The organism is Bdellovibrio bacteriovorus (assembly GCF_001592735.1).
Lineage (GTDB): Bacteria > Bdellovibrionota > Bdellovibrionia > Bdellovibrionales > Bdellovibrionaceae > Bdellovibrio > Bdellovibrio bacteriovorus_D.
The window spans coordinates 2,034,326-2,051,128 of the sequence record NZ_LUKE01000001.1; the positions used below are offsets into that span (position 1 = coordinate 2,034,326).

The following is a 16,803-nucleotide window of genomic DNA, read 5'->3' on the forward strand; positions in this document are numbered from 1 at the left end:
AGGAGCCCCGAAGATGGAATTAAAGACTGAAATCACCGCCGATGGTGTTTCTACTGCGCCTTTTAACTATGCTGACGACGACGTCGCTAAACCTGTCGAAAACAAACCCGTCAATTTCTATTCACTGACCTTAGATGATTTGAAAACTTACCTCAAAGGTAAAGGTAAAGAGCAATTCCGCGCTCAGCAAATTTTCAAATGGGTTTACGAACAGCGTATCACTGACGCTGAACAGATGACGAATCTTTCAAAAGATTTCCGTCAAGCTTTACCGCAAATTTTGACTTTCGAATTACCGCCTATTTTGACTCACTTAAAATCGGTCGATGGCACGCAAAAATTCCTTTTTGATATGGGCAACGGTCAGAGTGTAGAGTCCGTCGTGATTCCTTCTGAAGGCCGTCAGACGCTTTGTATTTCCTCTGAAATCGGATGTAATATCGCTTGTAAGTTCTGCTTTACGGGAAAACAAAAACTAAAACGCCGATTGCGCACTGAAGAAATCATCGGTCAATACATGCAAGTGGCCGATCGCATGCCGGAAGGTCAACGCATCACCAATATCGTATTCATGGGTATGGGCGAGCCACTGGACAATCCAGAAGCAGTATTTAAAACCATCGACGTTCTTCATTGCCAATGGGGGATTAACCTTTCCCGCAAAAAAATTACGGTTTCAACTTCAGGTATCGTGCCTGAGATGTGGCGCATCGCTGAAGCCAAAGTGCGCTTAGCGGTAAGCCTCAATGCTCCCAGTGATGAGATCCGCTCGCAAGTGATGCCTATTAATAAAAAATGGGACACAAAACAGTTGTTAGATGCGTGTAAAGACTATGCTCGTAAAACGGGCGAAAAAATCACGTTTGAATATGTTTTGCTTAAAGGTGTGACGGATCAAATTGAACACGCGCGCCAGTTGGTGAAGCTGGTTCACGGTGTGCCTTGTAAGATCAATTTGATTCCGTTCAATGAACATCCAAGTTCTGGGTACGAACGTCCTTCGGACCAAGCGGTTCAAGATTTCCACACAGAATTAAGCCGCCTGGGGGCACATGTGCTTTTACGTCGCTCTATGGGTCGCGATATTTTTGCGGCGTGTGGGCAATTGACAAGTCAGGTACCTAATAAGCCATTATCAATGGATATTTCAAATTCAGAAATCGGTGGTTTGCCAAAATTCAGACGTGAGCAAATCAAACAAATGCATGCGGCCGCAGCGGCTAAAGCACAGGAGCAATAAATGTCAGAAATCTTAGTTGTCGGCAGCGTCGCTTACGATTCAATCACAACCCCATCAGGAAAAGCCGAGCGCGCACTTGGTGGATCTGCGAATTACTTTTCGTTAGCGGCGTCTTTGTTTTCAAAAGTCCGCGTTGTTGGTGTTGTTGGTGAAGATTACGATCAACAAGACATTGATCTTTTAAAAAACCGTGGCGTTGACTTAGAAGGTCTTTCTAAAGCTCCAGGTAAGACTTTTCACTGGGAAGGCTCTTACGAAGGCGATTTGAACGAAGCAAAAACTTTGAAAACAGATTTGAACGTGTTTGAACACTTCAATCCCCAATTGCCAGAGTCGTATAAGAACTCGTCATTCGTATTTTTGGCTAACATCGCTCCTGAATTGCAATTGCAAGTTCTTGAACAAGTCAAAGCGCCAAAGTTTGTGGGCATGGATTCTATGAACTTGTGGTTGACGATCAAAAAAGAAAAAGTCATCGAAGTTCTTAAAAAAGTGGACCTAGTTTTGATCAACGAAGGTGAAGCAAAAATGTTGACGGGTGCTGCGAATGCGATTGCGGCGGCTCCGTTGATCACGGATATGGGACCTCGCGCGGTGGTTATCAAACGTGGTGAATACGGTTTTGCGATGTACTCGCGTGAACAAGGTTACTTCATCTTGCCGGCAATGCCGATTCGAACGGTGATTGATCCAACGGGCGCGGGTGATACTTTTGCTGGTGGTTTCTTTGGATATCTTGCGGCTCAAAAAGAAGTGCCGACAGTGGCGCACATGAAACAAGCTTGTATCATGGGTTCGATCATGGCCAGCCATACGATCCAAGATTTCTCGGTTCGTGCTTTAGCTAAAGTGACTTTGAACGATTTAGAAGCGCGCTTAGCTGAATATCGTAAAGTTATTACGATTTAATACGCCCATCCTTGAGAGCTGACTCGCATCATGCGATTGCGGGTCAGTGCATTGTAGTCGGTAAATGTTCCCCCGATAATGACATCTCCCGAACCATCCGAAACATTCGCGATAGAATGGACCACTCCCGTTTTCGCTGAATAAGCCACGCTGCCATCAGAATAGAAGGCCGCAAGACCTGCCGTCGTACTTTGCAAATTTAAATAACTGAAGTGACCACCAACCACAATCACTCCATCGGGCCGTTCTTTTAAAACATATCCATAGCCGAAATGGACGCTGTCTGAAACGGCGGTGATCGAATTGGCATAAAAGCTGGTATCAATAGCGCCCGTGTTCTTTAAGCGAGCGATACCCATCGCAGGAAGTCCGCGATAGGAGGTCATGATCCCCGTGATATAGAGCGTGCCGGGAACCGCTTTGGAAATCTCGATGTCATAGACGGACATGGTCCCCTTGGTGGTTGTGACACCGCTGCCCACCACAAAACCCGAATCAACTGTCCCGTCAGGGTTTAGTCGAACGATGCCTGATCTTGACGTTCCGTTGTATGCGGTAAAGTTTCCGCCTACATAAATATCCCCACTGCCGTCATCTGGCTGAGCCATAGACCACACCGTATTATTAAATCCGGAACCATTGTTAAAGGTGGTATCAAATCCGCCCGTTTTTAAAAGCTTCACAATCCGTGCGTTGGCCACGCCATTAATGGTGGTAAAAGAACCCCCTACGAATAGCGATGTTTCTGTTAATAAAATTCGCGTGACAGTGCTATTAGCACCAGTCGTGGCGAGAGGATTGATGAAAGTCGTGTCTAAAGTACCATCCGGATTTAAGCGAGCCAGGCGATTGACGTTCGCGGTCCCATTGTATGTGGTAAACGTTCCGCCAACATAAATTTTTCCAGTCGCGGCATCCGCTTTGATAGTATAGACGGTCCCGTTAAAGCCGGCGCCGGAAATAAAGCTAGAGTCCATTGATCCGTCTGCATTTACACGTACAATTCTATTAACTGTGATATTTTGATAAGTGGTGAATTGACCGCCCACGTACAGGCGACCGCTATCGTCCGGCATGGGTTCAATGGTTTCGACATAATTATTAAATCCAGAAGCAACGTTTAAGGCGATATCTAAAGTTTCCGAACCGTCGACTCCATTGACGCGAGCAAGGTAAGGAGTTTCAGCCGCCTGGAATGTGGTGAACTGTCCGCCGATCCAGATTTTATGAAAAGGATTTAAAAGCGTGCTTCCTACTAAAAGGGCACGAACTACGCCGTTAACTCCTTGGACCGTACTTCCGCTGGATACAGCAAAATCCGGATCGGTAGCCGTCATTGCGGTGCCAGAGGAAGGATAACTTAAAGTCACCACGCGGTTGGCGTAAGTTTGGCCACCGCAGGCGGTGAAGGAGCCTCCCGCTACGTAATTAGTTTTTCTTTTTGCTAAGGTATAAACAGTGCTATTACAGCCTGATGTATATTGTAAACTGCCGTTCGTAGAGTTTACCACGACATAGTATGCTCGCGATGCTACGGCTTGGTAAGTGGTGAAAGTGCCGCCAACGTGCACGCTTGCTCCATCAATTAATAGGTCATAAATGATCGGAGTCCCACCCGTAAACCCCGTGCCGTAAATATTTGCTACGGTGCCATTGGACTGAAGGCGGACGATGTTTCCTAAAGATGCGGTTCCGTTATAGGCCGTAAATTGCCCCCCTACATGCAGGTATCCCGATCCGTCATAAGATAATGCGTAAACACCTCCGTTAAAGCCGGTCCCGATGGTAAAATCAGTGGTGTTCAGGGTACCGTCAGCACGAATGCGCGCAATACGGTTTGTGGTGACGCCGTTATAAGTTGTGAAAGTTCCGCCCACTATGATGTCAGTAGAAGAAGGGACCTGAATAATTTCCCATACGTCACCATTGAGTCCCGTGCCCATCGCAAAATCGGTGTCTATAGTTCCGTCTGAGTTCAGCCGCACTAAGCGATTGGCCGTGTTGCCATCGTAAGTTGTAAAAGCCCCACCGACGTAAACTTTTCCTCCGGTGATCGGCAAAATGCTGTAAACGGAAGCGGAGAAGCCCGCCCCTGTAGAAAAAGAAGTACGGACGCTTCCGTCTTGCTGCATTTTTATCATTCGGTTAATGCCCACGTCGCCATAAAGCGTGAACGCCCCACCAATAAAAACATCATCTGTGCCGTCTTCAGCCGAAGCTAAAGCGTAAACATGAGAATTTAATCCCACACCACTTGTTTGCAGAGCTGGTGAATAGTTGAAATTACGGACCACCGAACTTGCGTTCCCCGCAAAAGTTCTTGAGACGGTCACCTGCCGTGCGCCGTTGTTACCTGTTAAACTTGCAATTAAAGAATATCGTCCTTCGACACAAGTTGGATTCGTGGGGCCACTCACTCCGGTTCCATAGACCACGGACATGATCGATCCATTTTCACAAGCGCCTTCTATTTCTCTTTGCGAAGCTAAGGCGTATTCACCTTCGGCGGGGGATGAAAGTGTAAGTGAAGGACTTGAAGTGTCTACCGTCCATCCATCACCGTAGGCAATCAAGCTTGAATTTCCTAAGTTATCGATCGCGCGAACGCTAGCAAAATAGGTCACGCCATCAATCAGCATCCCTCCAGAGGTGACTCCGGAAACGTTTGCTAAACCTGTAAGTCCCGTTTTTGAAAAACTATAAACCGAACCCGCCGACAACCATCCGTCGGTATTACCCGGAATAAGATTGGAAAGCTCTTTTCCTCCCGAAGTGATTCCGAAGGCTACCTGGAACTCTTTGAAACCACTGCCGCCGTCGGGTCCGCCGCCACTCCATAAAATCGTGGGCGTGATGGTATTACTGCCAAATAGGGCGCCATCGTCGACAGTTAAGGGACTTACCGGTCCTAAATTATCGTGAAGGAATGTGGTGAAATAGGAACACACCGAAGACTTCGTAGCGCCCGAATTAAAGGCTTTAATGTAAATCCCCGTGGAAGTATTGGCCGTAAGATTTACCGTTATACCAGTGCTTAGAAAGTTTGCGCGAGTTTCCGACCCCAACACGGAAGTACAGGACGAGTCACTGTAAAGAGTCACATTCGCCACAACACTGTCGGCCGATCCTCGAATCGAAGGTGTTGTCGAAACCTTGCTTGGAGAAGAGGGGATGGCGGCGTTAAATACTGGCACGGGTATTTGAACATCGAGATGAAACGGTGCGGAGCCTGGAACTACAGTTTCATTCCCTGCTGCATCGGTGACTTTCATATTTACGTAATAATCGGCACCGTCCACCAGCGAAAGTCCGGTCACCGTGAAAGGCGTGGTGGTTACAACCGTCCAGTCGGCGACATCGTTGAGGGTTGCACCCGATGTTCCGGATCCGACGGCGTAAAGATATGTGATCGCGGAAGTATCTGCCGCATTTCGACTGTAAGTGACGGAGGGTGAAGAGATTGTAGAAGTCGATAGAGTGGCATAACTCAGACCGGGTGTTCCCCAGGCCGGTAATACCGTATCCAGTCGTACAGGGTTTGAGTCTACCCGAGAGCTGATGTTTCCCGCGGCGTCGCGCACCCAAAGGCTTAAGGTTTTGACTGTTTGGGCCGCAGTGACAGAGTAAGCGGAAGGTAAAGGGAATGCCTGCCAGCTGCATGAATTAGAATCTATATTGTTTTCTAAAAGGCACCAATGAGTGGCGCTTCCAGCCACAGAGCCGATATTAAGATTGTAAGTCGTGCTATTCGTCGGGTTGGTATTTGTGATTACCAGTGTGGCTAGTGTTGGTGGTTGGTTGTCGTGAGTGAATGAAAATGCAGATCCTGAACAAGAAGAAGCATTCCCGGCGTTATCAAAAGCCTTAGCATAAATTTGCGTTGTAGTATTTGCAGTCACGGAAGTCGGAATGCCAGCCCCCATGAAATCAGTTCGAGAGCCCGCGGAAATTTGCACAGTACAGGAACTGTCTGAATAGAGCTTTATGGTGTGGGTGTCCGCCGTCGCTGATCCGATCACTGAAGGAACAGAGGTGATTCTGGACGGGCTTGTGGGATTAGTAGAAGTAATTGTCGGGGCACTTGCCGGCCCAGTTGCATCCACGAGCCAAGAAGCACTGGCGGTAGAAGAAATATTACCAGCCAAGTCTATTACTCTCATATTTAAGTAATAAGTTGATCCGTCTACCAAAGTGAGACCGGTAACATTTGCGACCGTCGGTGTTGAGGTCAGGGTCCAACTTTTAAGATTACTTGCCGAAGCCCCACTCGTTCCGCTTCCAAAAGCATATTCATATCGAGCAATACCGCTGGCATCCATCGCATTTTGTAAATAACTAAAAGATGGAGAGGAATTGAGAGAGTTGCTAAGACCTGCCATCGTCATGGAGCCTGACCATGAGGGGGCAACGTTATCGTGTTTATAGGTCGTCAAGAACGTGCATGGGGTGCTCGCCGAAAAACTATCAAGACCTTGGCCATAAATAGTTGTCGTCGTATTGGTATTCACCGAGGCGACTATGCCCGTACCGGTGAAATCGCTTTTGGAGCCGTTCCCAATTAACGTCGTGCAAGCAGAATTAGCGTAAAGATTGACACTGGCGATGTCTGACGAAGTCCATCCTACGATATTAGGTGTATCATTGTTCGCAGGTGATGTGGGACTAATGGAGACAAACCCCACACTTAAGGTGGCTCCGCCAGATATAGAGTGAACGTAGGAAGTTAAAAGATCGCAATTTGAGCTATTGCCTGCTTTGTCTTGAGCTTTGGAATATATAGTAGTGGAAGAGTTTGCGCTTACGACAATCACCACTCCGCTGGAGGAGAATTGCTCTTTAGTTCCGTAGCCCAAGGGGTTTGCGCAAAGTGCATCAGAAAATAATTGTACGACATTCACATCGGGATCCACAGCGCCGCGAACCAATGCAGTTAACGAGTTAGAAGGAGATGTTGGGTTTGTTAGTCCGCCTGTGGGGGGCGCTGGAAGGGTCGTATCGATGACGACTTGGTTTGAAATCACAATAGAGCTTTTCAGACCGCTTTCATTTTTCACCCAAGCTGAATAGCGCAGAGGCCCATCTGTTAAGCCATGAGTCACGGTCGCAGGCAATGGCCAATCCATCCAAGAGCAGTCTGAGTCATCCGTCGAATTTAGCTTTAAGCAATATTGGGTGGGGGATCCGAGCGCGCCAGCTACATGTAAATTTAAAGTAGCTTGATTTGTGACGGTCTCTCCAAGAATGGAGAGACCTGCAAGTCCTATAACGGCCGGACCTGATGATTCTTGAGAGGGCAAGGATGTAGGATCGGTGACGGAGAACATACCTTGACCGCAACCCAATAGGATTGAAGAAACTAGCATTAGAGCTATACCGGTTTGTACCATCACGTTCATGAAAAACTCCGATATATTTATCGGAGTTTAGGGTGCGCCACTTTATAAAAACGCCTAATTTTGTCAGGAATTTGTTTTAAAAAGAGAACAATTAGGACCTTCGAATTGTTGGTAGCCCTTAGAAAGTCCCGTGCAAGCCAATCTCTAATCCCGACAATAACACTTCTTCGTTGGAATTGGTCTGCTTCATGTAAGTGTACCCCGCATCAAGACCCACGTTTTTCGTCATTTGTAAGCCCGCGCTGGCTTGCACGCCAATGTTTGGGTTGTAGTCATCACGCATACGGGCCGGGATCACGAATTTGCTTAAGTTGAGGCCGGCTTTCACGTTCAGGTTTTTTTCAAAACCATAACCGATGTTTGCATCCGTGCGAATCACGCCGTATTTTTCGCCGGCTTCAAAAATTTCAATATAGGTGCCGTTTGCCGTCCAGCCGATTTCTTTGTAAGGAAGATTGGCATAGCCGAACGAAAATCCAAAGGTGTTATCCAAAGTTCTTTCATTTTGGTTTCTATCTTGGTCCTTAACTTTCATGGTTAGGACGGGTTTAAAAACAGAAATGCGCACACCCTTTGGGGCAACGTCATAAGCCGAAGGACCCGGCATTTTGATCGAAGATGTCGTCGTGCTAGAAGATTCCGTCACAGTCGGAGTCGAAGCAGCAGAGCGAGCCTTGATTTTAGAGCTAGGAGCAGCAAAAGCCGAGAAAGACGCAATACTAAGAGACAAAACGATCCATTTCGAGTTCATGAGAATTCCTTCAGTAATGTTTAGAACGATGTACTAAACGACTTCACGGAACTCAAGTGGCAACAGTTTTTTGCGTTGCGCCACCCTGAATTGGTTAATTCAGGGATTCGGCCGTAGCTTTTATTTCTTTAAATCTAAAAGAAGCTTTAACCAGCAATCGCGGTTCTAACGTCATAAATTTCGTAAGATAAAGACCCATCGGATTTAAGAAAAGGCTTCCGGTAGTTTTTTTGGGAATCTCGGGGCACGCGTCGGACAGGCATTTTTTTTCGCAAGAAAAATCCTGCACGCATTCCGCGGCTGCGATTAACTCCTGGAAATTTTCATAAATCGTATTTTGGGTGGCTCCTTGATTATAAAAAAGAAATCCAATTTGATCCCAGATTGTTAAGGACAGGCCGCCTTTTTTTTCCTCTAAACCCAAATCACTCAGCTTAAAATTTTTAGATAGTGCCAGCTGTGACTCAAGTTCCCCGACAAGCGCATTTTTGGTGGCGATCAGTCGCGCATCAGCGATTTCTGCCAACAGTTTTTTAATTGTCTGATAGCGATGCGCGGAAGTTGATGACTGCAGCTTGTACCTCTCTGGGGTTTCATCCAGATATTTAGCAATAGAATTAACAATCGCCAGTTCGACACTGAACTGGATAAATGCGATTTTTTGGTTCAGCAGATTTTGAGATAATTTTAATGAGGCTTCCATGTACGCCAGTTGTTCATCAACGCTCAAGCCGGAAAAAGAATTCAGGGTTTCGCGATTAAGGGCAAAACGATGGCTAAAAAAAGAAGTGATCGCCAGTAGAGGTCGAATTGTGGGGTAGTCATTATTAGCGATGATGAGTTTACGATATTTTTCTAATGTCGCAAGGGGCACGGGAGTTTGCATCTGATCAAAATCTTGGACGAAACGGAAAAACTCATTGGGCCAATCCGGTTTTTGGCGAATCCAGTCTCCATCGTCAGCCGAGATGGCTGTGATTTCCTTAAGGGGTTCTGACTCTATCTGATTCAGTCCTACCCACGCGATAAGAATTACGGCCAAAAGAAGAAACGCTTTAATTAGTATCTGCATTACTTTGTGCGCCATCGTGATCTCCTAGACCTTTCGCTTAGTTTTCAAATATCAATAAATCGGGATTGAAGCTAGCGAGTTCGTAGGAACGCGTATCAAATTGAGATGGCCTGGACCTAGATCCTGATCTGCCGTTCAGGACGCAATACCCTTAAAGAGGTCGAGGGAAAATGCCGATATTTCCGAATAGATATGAGTAAAAAGAAACCGAAATCTTCAGCTGCAGAAAATCTGATTGAGTCCTTGATGGAGGACTTAAAGGATATCAATCCTGAAGAGAGCTATGACGGTTTGCCTTTAGATAGCGATCAAGACAATCGCGTGGAAAATACCTCTATCAAATCAAATAGTCTTTGGGACAATTTAGCTAACGACGTGGATAGCAATGAGTTGGATCAATCTGAATTCAGCGGTGGCGCTGCAGAGTCTGACTCAGAGTCCGAATACGAAACGGACGATGAACCTGTAGCAAGCGATTATGAAATGCCAGAGGGTTTTGGCTCTGATTTGCCGGCTTCAGAAATGTTCATGATGCCAAGTGTGGATGAAGATGAACGTTATGACGGTCCTTCAGCTGATGGTGGCTATCAATCTAATGATGATTTAGCGGATGATTCCACGAAGCCTATTATGGGCCCAGGCATGTCTTCCGCTAAAGGTGGCGAAGATAAAACTGTTTCTATCCAACAAGAATTAAATCTGACTTCTTCGGTGGGCAGCTCGGGTATGACGGATGCTGAAAAAACCGTGGCGGTCGATGGTTTCGCGAACGCCCGCTTGGGTGTTCGTCGCAGCAGACCTGATGTTGATGTGAAAGTCAGTGTGGGTAACTTCCGTGGTGGTGGCCAGCGTGGGTCCGCCAACGTGATGACTTCCGTTGATGCAAGCTTAGCGCAAGCGGAAAATTTAAAAATTGCTCAGCAACGCATCTTAGAACTTGAAAGAGAAGTGGAGCACTTACGGGCCGAAAATGAAGAACTGGCCTCCGCCGGTGAAATTATTCGTTCGCGCACCGACGAGCTGGGTGTGCGTATCACCGCGGTAGAAAAAGAAAAAGCCGAAGAAAGAGAATCTTACCAAAGCGAGATTTTGATTCTTAAAGGCAATCTTCAGTACAAAGAAAATGAAGTGGCGAAAGCTCGTATTAAAGTTGACGAGTTAGAAACTCGACTTAAATCTGACTTTAAAAAGATTCGTGTTCGTGAACGGGAGCTTGAAAATCGTTTAGAGCTTTTGCGTGCGGAAAAATCCGCCCTTGTTCGGTCCAAAGATGAGTATATCTTAGAACAAAAAAGAAAGATTGATCAGCTCTCTCAGGAACTCGATAATTATCGTAAGAAGTGTCTTGAGCTTAACAAGACTATCGAGGCCAACCAAGATCAGGTCAAACGTACCGAGCGCGCTCTACGTTTAGCATTGACGAACTTGGAAGCCAAAGAGGAGAACTTAGTTCCGTTAAAGAAAGCTGAGTAGTATGGAAGCCGCTCCGCCAGAGCAACCGACCCCCGTAAAAAAAATCAAAGTGATCATCAGTGATCTCCATTTGGGGAAGGGTCGTCTTTTAGAAAAAGGCGGAATCAATTCTTTAGAAGAATTTTACTATGGGGAAAAGCTTGTGGAGTTCATCCACTTCTATTCCACAGGTATTTACCGTGATTATGAAGTCGAGCTGATCATCAACGGTGACTTCCTTAACTTTTTGCAGTGCGATTACAAAGGCCATTTTCTTTCGGTTATCACGGAAGCGGTCACTTTAGAAATTCTTAAAGACTGTGTTAAAGGACATATGAATGTCTTTAAGGCCCTTTCAGAGTTTGCCGCCAAACCTGGCAATACCATCACCTACATCGTGGGTAACCATGACCAGGGGATGTTGTGGCCCGCGTGTCGCGCTTATTTGAACCAGGTTATTGGCACTCCTATCCGCTATAAAAACATCGTCTACTTCTTTGATGGCGTTCATATCGAGCATGGCCACATGCATGAAGCGGCCAATCGTATGGACCCTAAGAAATTCTTTTTAAAGAAGGATCTGGTAGAGCCGATCTTGAATTTACCGTTTGGCTCCCATTTCTTTTTAGAAGTGGTCTTAAAAATTAAGCAGTTCTATCCGCATGTGGATAAAATCCGACCGTTTGGTAAGATGGTGCGTTGGTCCATCGTCAATGAAACTAAATTGATGATTAAAGCTTTCTTTATGGCCGTCGGCTATTTCATGAAAAGTGCTTTAATTAAAGACCCTCGTCGCAGTTATCCACTTAAAAAGATCATTAAAGTCATTGCAGAAAGTGCCATCTTTCCGGATTTAAGTGAATCAGCGCGTAAGATTTTGGGCGATGAGCGGGTGCATACGGTCATCTTTGGGCACACCCACGTTTATCAGTATCGCCAGTGGTCAGAAAATAAAGAGTATTTTAATACAGGAACATGGACGGAGATCACTTCTTTAGATATCGTGTCTTTAGGAAAGATCACGAAGTTGACCTACGTTCTGATTGAATACCCCGAAGACGGAGCAAGACCGCGCGGCCGCTTAAAAGAGTGGCGGGGATATCATCGTATTGAGGAAGACGTCGCGATCTCATAAGGAGTCGCCATGTTAGAAATTTCTCAAGCAAGTCATAAATTAAATGATTCAGTTGTTCAAAAGTGCCAAGAGTCTTTGAAGTTGTTTTTGCAACGTAAAGACATTGGCTTTCCGCAGTTGGTAGAGCGTATCGCTCTTTGGCAGCAATCACATAAAGTAGGTCAAGAGTTTCGCGAAAAGTTTCAACAGATCGTGATTGTGGGTTTGGGCGGAAGCTCTCTTGGGAACCGCGTGATCGCTGAAATCTTCCGCGCTAAAAATATGTTCTTCGTTGATAACGTCGATGCACTTGAATTTGAAACCTTGATGGAAGAACTTGGCGATCTAAAAAAAGTGGGTTGGGTCTTTATTTCTAAGAGCGGCACGACCATTGAGTCCCTGTGTGCCTTAGAGTTTGTCGAGCAAATGTACAAACAAGAGCAACTAAATCTTGGCGCACAAAGTGTTGTGATTTCTGAACCTAAAGATAACACTTTGACCGCGTGGGCAAAACGTCACCATACACCGACCTGTGAAATTCCTTTAGATGTCGGAGGACGTTTTTCTGTATTGAGTCCGGTGGGAATGATGCCGGCCGCATTTTTGGGTTTGGATTTAGAAAAAATTCGTTTGGGTGCGCGCAAAGCAATGAATGACACTTCTTTGGTGACGCAAACCATGGCGCAGGTGGCGCAAAGTTACGAGCGTGGTGAGTGGATTTCTTTATTATGGTTCTATAATTCACGTCTTAAAAACTTTGGTGGATGGTTTCAACAATTGTGGGCAGAGTCTTTAGGCAAAGCGCAATCTCGTTCGGGTGGAACGGCTGCTCGTGCTAGTACGCCGATGTACGCGATTGGTGCTTCAGATCAGCACTCGATCTTGCAGCAGGTGATGGAAGGTCACAAAGACAAGTTTGTGATGTTCTTCCGCGTGGAAGAATCAGAAGGGGGCGCGCAACGTTTGCATACGTCTCAATTCAAAGAAACCAAGGATCTTGAAGGCCGCACGATGGGTGAGTTGTTAAAAGCAGAAGCTTTAGCGACCCAAGAAGCTTTGACGGCCAATGGAGTTTCGACGATGACGTTTAAGACTAAAGTCTTAGACGAACAAACCCTAGGATATCTATTTATGTTCTGGGAACTTGTCGTGGCTGGAATGGGTGAGTACATGCAGATTGATGCCTTCGACCAACCAGGTGTCGAGCTGGGCAAGAGACTAGCCAAAGAAAAATTGAAGAAAGCTTGATTGTCAGGTGTCGGGGGGGAGTTTTATACTTCTCCTTATGGCTCAGAACGACGACACGAATGAACATTTAGAAAAAACCAGTATTGTTGCCAGCGACACGTTCCGTGGTCGCTTAAAAGAGGCGGACGAAGTTCCGCCGGCCATCGTAGTTCTTATTGGACCTCCCGGCTACGTGGGAAAGCAGTATCTTATCACGGCCAATGACATTGTGATTGGTCGTTCCGTTGAAAGCCAAGTTTACATCGATGATAAAAGTTTAAGTCGTTCGCACGCTAAATTCGCGGTGAATGGCGGTGATGTATCGGTGATCGATTTGGGTTCAACCAATAAAACAGTGGTGAACGGTCAAACCATTCCTCCGTTATCGTCATGTCTTTTGAAAAACAATGACCAGATTAAAACCGGCAATGTGATTTTTAAATTCCTTGAAAAAGGAAGTTTAGAATCCATGACCAATGCGGCGATGTACGAGCGTGCCCACAAAGACGCTTTAACTGGGGCGCACTCTAAAGGCGCGCTTTTAGAAAAAGGCCCGGAAGCGGTGAAGCGTTCGGAGCTTTTAAATGAGCCGTTGTCGCTAGTGACTTTTGATATCGACCATTTTAAAAAAATTAACGATACGTATGGCCACCCAGGTGGAGACTACATCCTGAAGGAGCTATGCCGTATCGTGATTACTAAACTGATTCGTGCCAATGACTTCTTTGCCCGTTATGGCGGGGAAGAATTTGTTTTGCTTCTTTCCGGTTCTCCGCTAAAGACCGCCGGAGAAGTCGGCGAGCGTATTCGTCACACGATTGAATCCCATGACTTTCAATGGGAAGGTAAAAAAGTGCCCGTGACTATTTCCGTAGGTGTGGCAACGAAGCTTGCAGCAGAAACGGAATGGACTCAATTGTATGAGCGTGCGGATAAAGCCTTGTATCAATCAAAACAAGGTGGCCGTAACAAAGTCACGGTCGCGTCTTAGTTTTATTTTTCTTGAATCAAACCGGTCATAGACCAAATCAAAGGGACCCCGTAAGCAAAAGACTGCAGGTCCCTTTTACTTTGAGGGCGGACCCGGAACACCTTCATCGAACCTTCTTTGGTCTCTTCAAGTTTTAGGCGAGTCAGATAGGTTGGGTTTTCAGGATCAATAACCAGGATCTGATCATCAATAGCACCTACTTTTAAAACATAGTGGGCTCCGGAGAAGGGGATTTTAAAGTCGTCACGATTTCGGCCTGGCATATAGCGCACGACTTCTGAATATCGCAGCATCAAAATTTGAGGCTTGTTATTTAAGATGTCGAGGGGCTGAAGCTCTCCGCGATTGACGTAAACATATTCAGAGTTTTCTTCTAAGTACGAGTTGTATATCTCTAAGAATTTTAAAAGCTGTGGTTCGGTTAAACCATTGTTGATTTCAACTCTTTGGGCGCGCAGGTCATTACCAATTAACTGTACGAATTTGACGAGCTGAATTTTCGAATAAGCATTTTGGTGTCGCAGTTGGAGCCAGTTCATCACCGAAGTGGGGCCACAAAGGGAACTTGTTCCACTGGCGGTGGCAATAACTCCCTCGCTGTAAAACAGAGGATCCTTTTGGTCTAGCATATATGAAGGCAAGGAAGACTCGTCTAAGAACAACGAGCTTTGAGCTGAGGCGTGGCCGAACATTATATATATAAGACAGAAAATAATTGTGCGCATGTGTCACTGTCTTAGCAGAATTCATTCCACTCGCGGAAAGTTTCTAACGTCGTTGTAGAAGCTTTAAAAACGAAAACCTAGACCAACATCCTGCCCCATAAGAAAGTCTAATAGGAGGCATAAGTATTTTAAGAATTCCTAAGATATTTCGCATATTTAGAGTCATTTTGTCCTTTCATTTTCGGCACTGTGATTGCATAAGATATTTCCTGAGAGACGGCGGGTTTTAGGGGAGAATTTACCGCAGTCTGGAGGGGGGCTCGATGGCCTTTCTGGAAAAAAATTCAAGACACTAACCGAATTTAGACAGAAACGAGTCAAAATATGCAGAGAGATCTCAACGTAACGGATCTTGAACTGGTAGAGAAAGTGAAGTCGGGGGACAGACGCTCATTTTCCGAACTCGTGAAACGACATCAAAGAAGTGTGCTGCGGTTGAGTTTGAGGTTTGTCAAAGATATGGACGCTGCGGAGGATGTAACTCAAGAAGCGTTCATCAAGGCTTATGAAAAGATGCATTCCTTTGAAGGAAGAGCGTCTTTCAAAAGCTGGTTATTCCAGATCGCTGTGAATACCGCGCGCAATAAGTTGCGTGAATGGAAGCGGAACACGGTTGATATTGATGATGTGCATCTTGCCGTCGATGCAGAGGCGGAAACAACATTGGTGCACACATCTGTTGCGGACTTGCTGCATAAGGAAGTTGAAAAGTTACCAATTAAACAGAAAACAGCGCTGGTCTTACGTGTCTACGAAGACCTGAGCTTTAACGAAATTGCGGACATCATGGAATGTCCTTATGACACGGCGAAAGCCAACTACCGTCACGCTTTGCTTAAACTTCGTCAGACGTTTGAGACCCAGGCAGAGTTGAAAAACTGGACGGAAGATGTCGGAGGATTCTTTACCGAGATGAACCTTAAATACGCAGAAGCAGAAGGATAGTGCATGGATTTCTTGGATCAGAAAGGTCGGTTGGATAAAGTGCGGCAAGGCCTTAAAGATGCTGACGACTTAGAACTGCCAATGAGTGAGGAGTTTTTCGATAGATTGCATGACAAGATCATGGCGGAAGTGGAAAAAACCGAGATCGCGCCAGCGACACCATTGATTGCCTCACGCAATCTGTTGCGCAGACATTGGCGGAGTTGGCTTTACCCCGCAGGTGGCGTGACCTCGTTATTTTTGCTTTTAATTTTTGCTATGCCTCAGGTTTCAAAAATCACCGAAGGAATGCAAAGGGCTGGTTTGGTCAGTGATGGCCAGGAACGAATTGCGGCGAGGGCCATTACGACCCCCGAAGAGCTGGTCCAGACTTTCATCTCCTCACAAAGTGATTCTGACTTTTTGATAGACGTAGCTAGCGAATCATTCGAAAATTTATCCATAGCTCAATTCAATAAAATCATGGGTGACAAAGTACATTGATCACCCTTGTGGGTGAAACGTGCGGCTTTGGATTACCATCTTACTTCTTTTTAACTTATTCTCCGCGGCTTCTTTAGCTGCGGAGAAACGCAATCAGCTGGAAGAACTGCTGATTTGGAAAATGAGCGATGAACTGAATCTGTCATCGATCGAAGAAAAAAAGTTCGCCGAAATTCTTAAAAATCTGAACGAAGAAAAAGCAAGTTTAAATCAAGCATTGCAGTCCTCTGTCGAAGCGATGGGAAAAGCTAGTACCTCTAAGACGAAGGAAGCTGAGCTCGCCAAATACAAGCGTTTAACGCAAAATTACGGCAAGCTTGGTGAGCAAGAGATCGATCGTTTAAAGCCGCTGTTGGGCGTGGATCGCTTGGTTCAGTACCTGAACATCAAGCAAGATCTGACAAATAAAATCAAAACTCTTTTAAGTTCTGAAAATAGCGGCGGCAAAAATGCGAAACCTTTGCCGTCACCGAAAATCATCGAAGAAAAATAGTTTTG

General features: G+C 45.8%; 13 protein-coding genes. 9 read left to right on the forward strand and 4 right to left on the reverse strand.

Going from position 1 to position 16,803, the window contains the following annotated elements; all coding sequences use genetic code 11:
* Positions 1-13: 13 nt before the first annotated feature.
* The gene (gene rlmN, locus AZI86_RS09930) at positions 14-1,240 is read left to right on the forward strand and encodes a 23S rRNA (adenine(2503)-C(2))-methyltransferase RlmN (protein WP_061834881.1); all 1,227 of its coding nucleotides are present in this window, start codon (positions 14-16) and stop codon (positions 1,238-1,240) included.
* A complete protein-coding gene (locus AZI86_RS09935) occupies positions 1,241-2,149 on the forward strand; it encodes a PfkB family carbohydrate kinase (RefSeq protein WP_061834882.1) in 909 nt (302 codons plus the stop codon). It abuts the gene before it with no gap.
* On the opposite strand, the gene AZI86_RS09940 is transcribed toward AZI86_RS09935, so the two are convergent.
* From AZI86_RS09940 to AZI86_RS09950, 3 genes are all read right to left on the reverse strand, one after another.
* Positions 2,146-7,545 carry a beta strand repeat-containing protein gene (locus tag AZI86_RS09940; RefSeq protein WP_061834883.1) on the reverse strand — a complete coding sequence of 1,800 codons (5,400 nt, stop codon included), beginning with the start codon at positions 7,543-7,545 and terminating at the stop codon, positions 2,146-2,148. The two genes, AZI86_RS09935 and AZI86_RS09940, sit on opposite strands and share 4 nt — an antisense overlap.
* Positions 7,546-7,663: 118 nt before the next feature.
* On the reverse strand, positions 7,664-8,296 hold the full coding sequence (locus AZI86_RS09945; RefSeq protein WP_061834884.1) for a hypothetical protein: 633 nt from the start codon (positions 8,294-8,296) through the stop codon (positions 7,664-7,666).
* 94 nt (positions 8,297-8,390) lie between these two features.
* The gene (locus AZI86_RS09950) at positions 8,391-9,383 is read right to left on the reverse strand and encodes a hypothetical protein (RefSeq protein ID WP_061834885.1); all 993 of its coding nucleotides are present in this window, start codon (positions 9,381-9,383) and stop codon (positions 8,391-8,393) included.
* Between the two features lie 177 nt (positions 9,384-9,560).
* Here AZI86_RS09950 and AZI86_RS09955 point away from each other — a divergent pair, with 177 nt between their 5' ends.
* From AZI86_RS09955 to AZI86_RS09970, 4 genes are read left to right on the forward strand one after another with little or no spacing between them, the layout of a single operon-like run.
* Entirely contained in the window at positions 9,561-10,841 is a 1,281-nt protein-coding gene (locus AZI86_RS09955) for a hypothetical protein (RefSeq protein ID WP_061834886.1), read from the forward strand.
* Between the two features lies 1 nt (position 10,842).
* Positions 10,843-11,955, forward strand: a complete 1,113-nt coding sequence (locus AZI86_RS09960; protein ID WP_061834887.1) for a hypothetical protein — start codon at positions 10,843-10,845, stop codon at positions 11,953-11,955.
* A gap of 9 nt (positions 11,956-11,964) precedes the next feature.
* Positions 11,965-13,182 carry a hypothetical protein gene (locus AZI86_RS09965; RefSeq protein WP_061834888.1) on the forward strand — a complete coding sequence of 406 codons (1,218 nt, stop codon included), beginning with the start codon at positions 11,965-11,967 and terminating at the stop codon, positions 13,180-13,182.
* A 37-nt stretch (positions 13,183-13,219) separates the two neighbouring features.
* A complete protein-coding gene (locus AZI86_RS09970) occupies positions 13,220-14,152 on the forward strand; it encodes a diguanylate cyclase (protein WP_061834889.1) in 933 nt (310 codons plus the stop codon).
* A 2-nt stretch (positions 14,153-14,154) separates the two neighbouring features.
* Here AZI86_RS09970 and AZI86_RS09975 read toward each other — a convergent pair whose 3' ends face one another.
* The gene (locus AZI86_RS09975) at positions 14,155-14,781 is read right to left on the reverse strand and encodes a hypothetical protein (RefSeq protein ID WP_172798002.1); all 627 of its coding nucleotides are present in this window, start codon (positions 14,779-14,781) and stop codon (positions 14,155-14,157) included.
* Positions 14,782-15,201: 420 nt separating this feature from the next.
* Here AZI86_RS09975 and AZI86_RS09980 point away from each other — a divergent pair, with 420 nt between their 5' ends.
* From AZI86_RS09980 to AZI86_RS09990, 3 genes are read left to right on the forward strand one after another with little or no spacing between them, the layout of a single operon-like run.
* On the forward strand, positions 15,202-15,822 hold the full coding sequence (locus AZI86_RS09980) for an RNA polymerase sigma factor (protein ID WP_061834891.1): 621 nt from the start codon (positions 15,202-15,204) through the stop codon (positions 15,820-15,822).
* Between the two features lie 3 nt (positions 15,823-15,825).
* Complete coding sequence (locus tag AZI86_RS09985; RefSeq protein WP_061834892.1) at positions 15,826-16,305, forward strand: hypothetical protein; 480 nt, start codon at positions 15,826-15,828, stop codon at positions 16,303-16,305.
* A 19-nt stretch (positions 16,306-16,324) separates the two neighbouring features.
* A complete protein-coding gene (locus AZI86_RS09990) occupies positions 16,325-16,798 on the forward strand; it encodes a hypothetical protein (RefSeq protein WP_061834893.1) in 474 nt (157 codons plus the stop codon).
* Positions 16,799-16,803 lie beyond the last annotated feature (5 nt).

What these genes read in the sequence shown, in the direction of transcription:
- rlmN (WP_061834881.1), top strand. Translation starts at nt 14, where the DNA reads ATGGAATTAAAGACTGAAATCACCGCCGATGGTGTTTCTACTGCGCCT.
- AZI86_RS09935 (WP_061834882.1), top strand. Translation starts at nt 1,241, where the DNA reads ATGTCAGAAATCTTAGTTGTCGGCAGCGTCGCTTACGATTCAATCACA.
- AZI86_RS09940 (WP_061834883.1), bottom strand. Translation starts at nt 7,545, where the DNA reads ATGAACGTGATGGTACAAACCGGTATAGCTCTAATGCTAGTTTCTTCA.
- AZI86_RS09945 (WP_061834884.1), bottom strand. Translation starts at nt 8,296, where the DNA reads ATGAACTCGAAATGGATCGTTTTGTCTCTTAGTATTGCGTCTTTCTCG.
- AZI86_RS09950 (WP_061834885.1), bottom strand. Translation starts at nt 9,383, where the DNA reads ATGGCGCACAAAGTAATGCAGATACTAATTAAAGCGTTTCTTCTTTTG.
- AZI86_RS09955 (WP_061834886.1), top strand. Translation starts at nt 9,561, where the DNA reads ATGAGTAAAAAGAAACCGAAATCTTCAGCTGCAGAAAATCTGATTGAG.
- AZI86_RS09960 (WP_061834887.1), top strand. Translation starts at nt 10,843, where the DNA reads ATGGAAGCCGCTCCGCCAGAGCAACCGACCCCCGTAAAAAAAATCAAA.
- AZI86_RS09965 (WP_061834888.1), top strand. Translation starts at nt 11,965, where the DNA reads ATGTTAGAAATTTCTCAAGCAAGTCATAAATTAAATGATTCAGTTGTT.
- AZI86_RS09970 (WP_061834889.1), top strand. Translation starts at nt 13,220, where the DNA reads ATGGCTCAGAACGACGACACGAATGAACATTTAGAAAAAACCAGTATT.
- AZI86_RS09975 (WP_172798002.1), bottom strand. Translation starts at nt 14,781, where the DNA reads ATGCTAGACCAAAAGGATCCTCTGTTTTACAGCGAGGGAGTTATTGCC.
- AZI86_RS09980 (WP_061834891.1), top strand. Translation starts at nt 15,202, where the DNA reads ATGCAGAGAGATCTCAACGTAACGGATCTTGAACTGGTAGAGAAAGTG.
- AZI86_RS09985 (WP_061834892.1), top strand. Translation starts at nt 15,826, where the DNA reads ATGGATTTCTTGGATCAGAAAGGTCGGTTGGATAAAGTGCGGCAAGGC.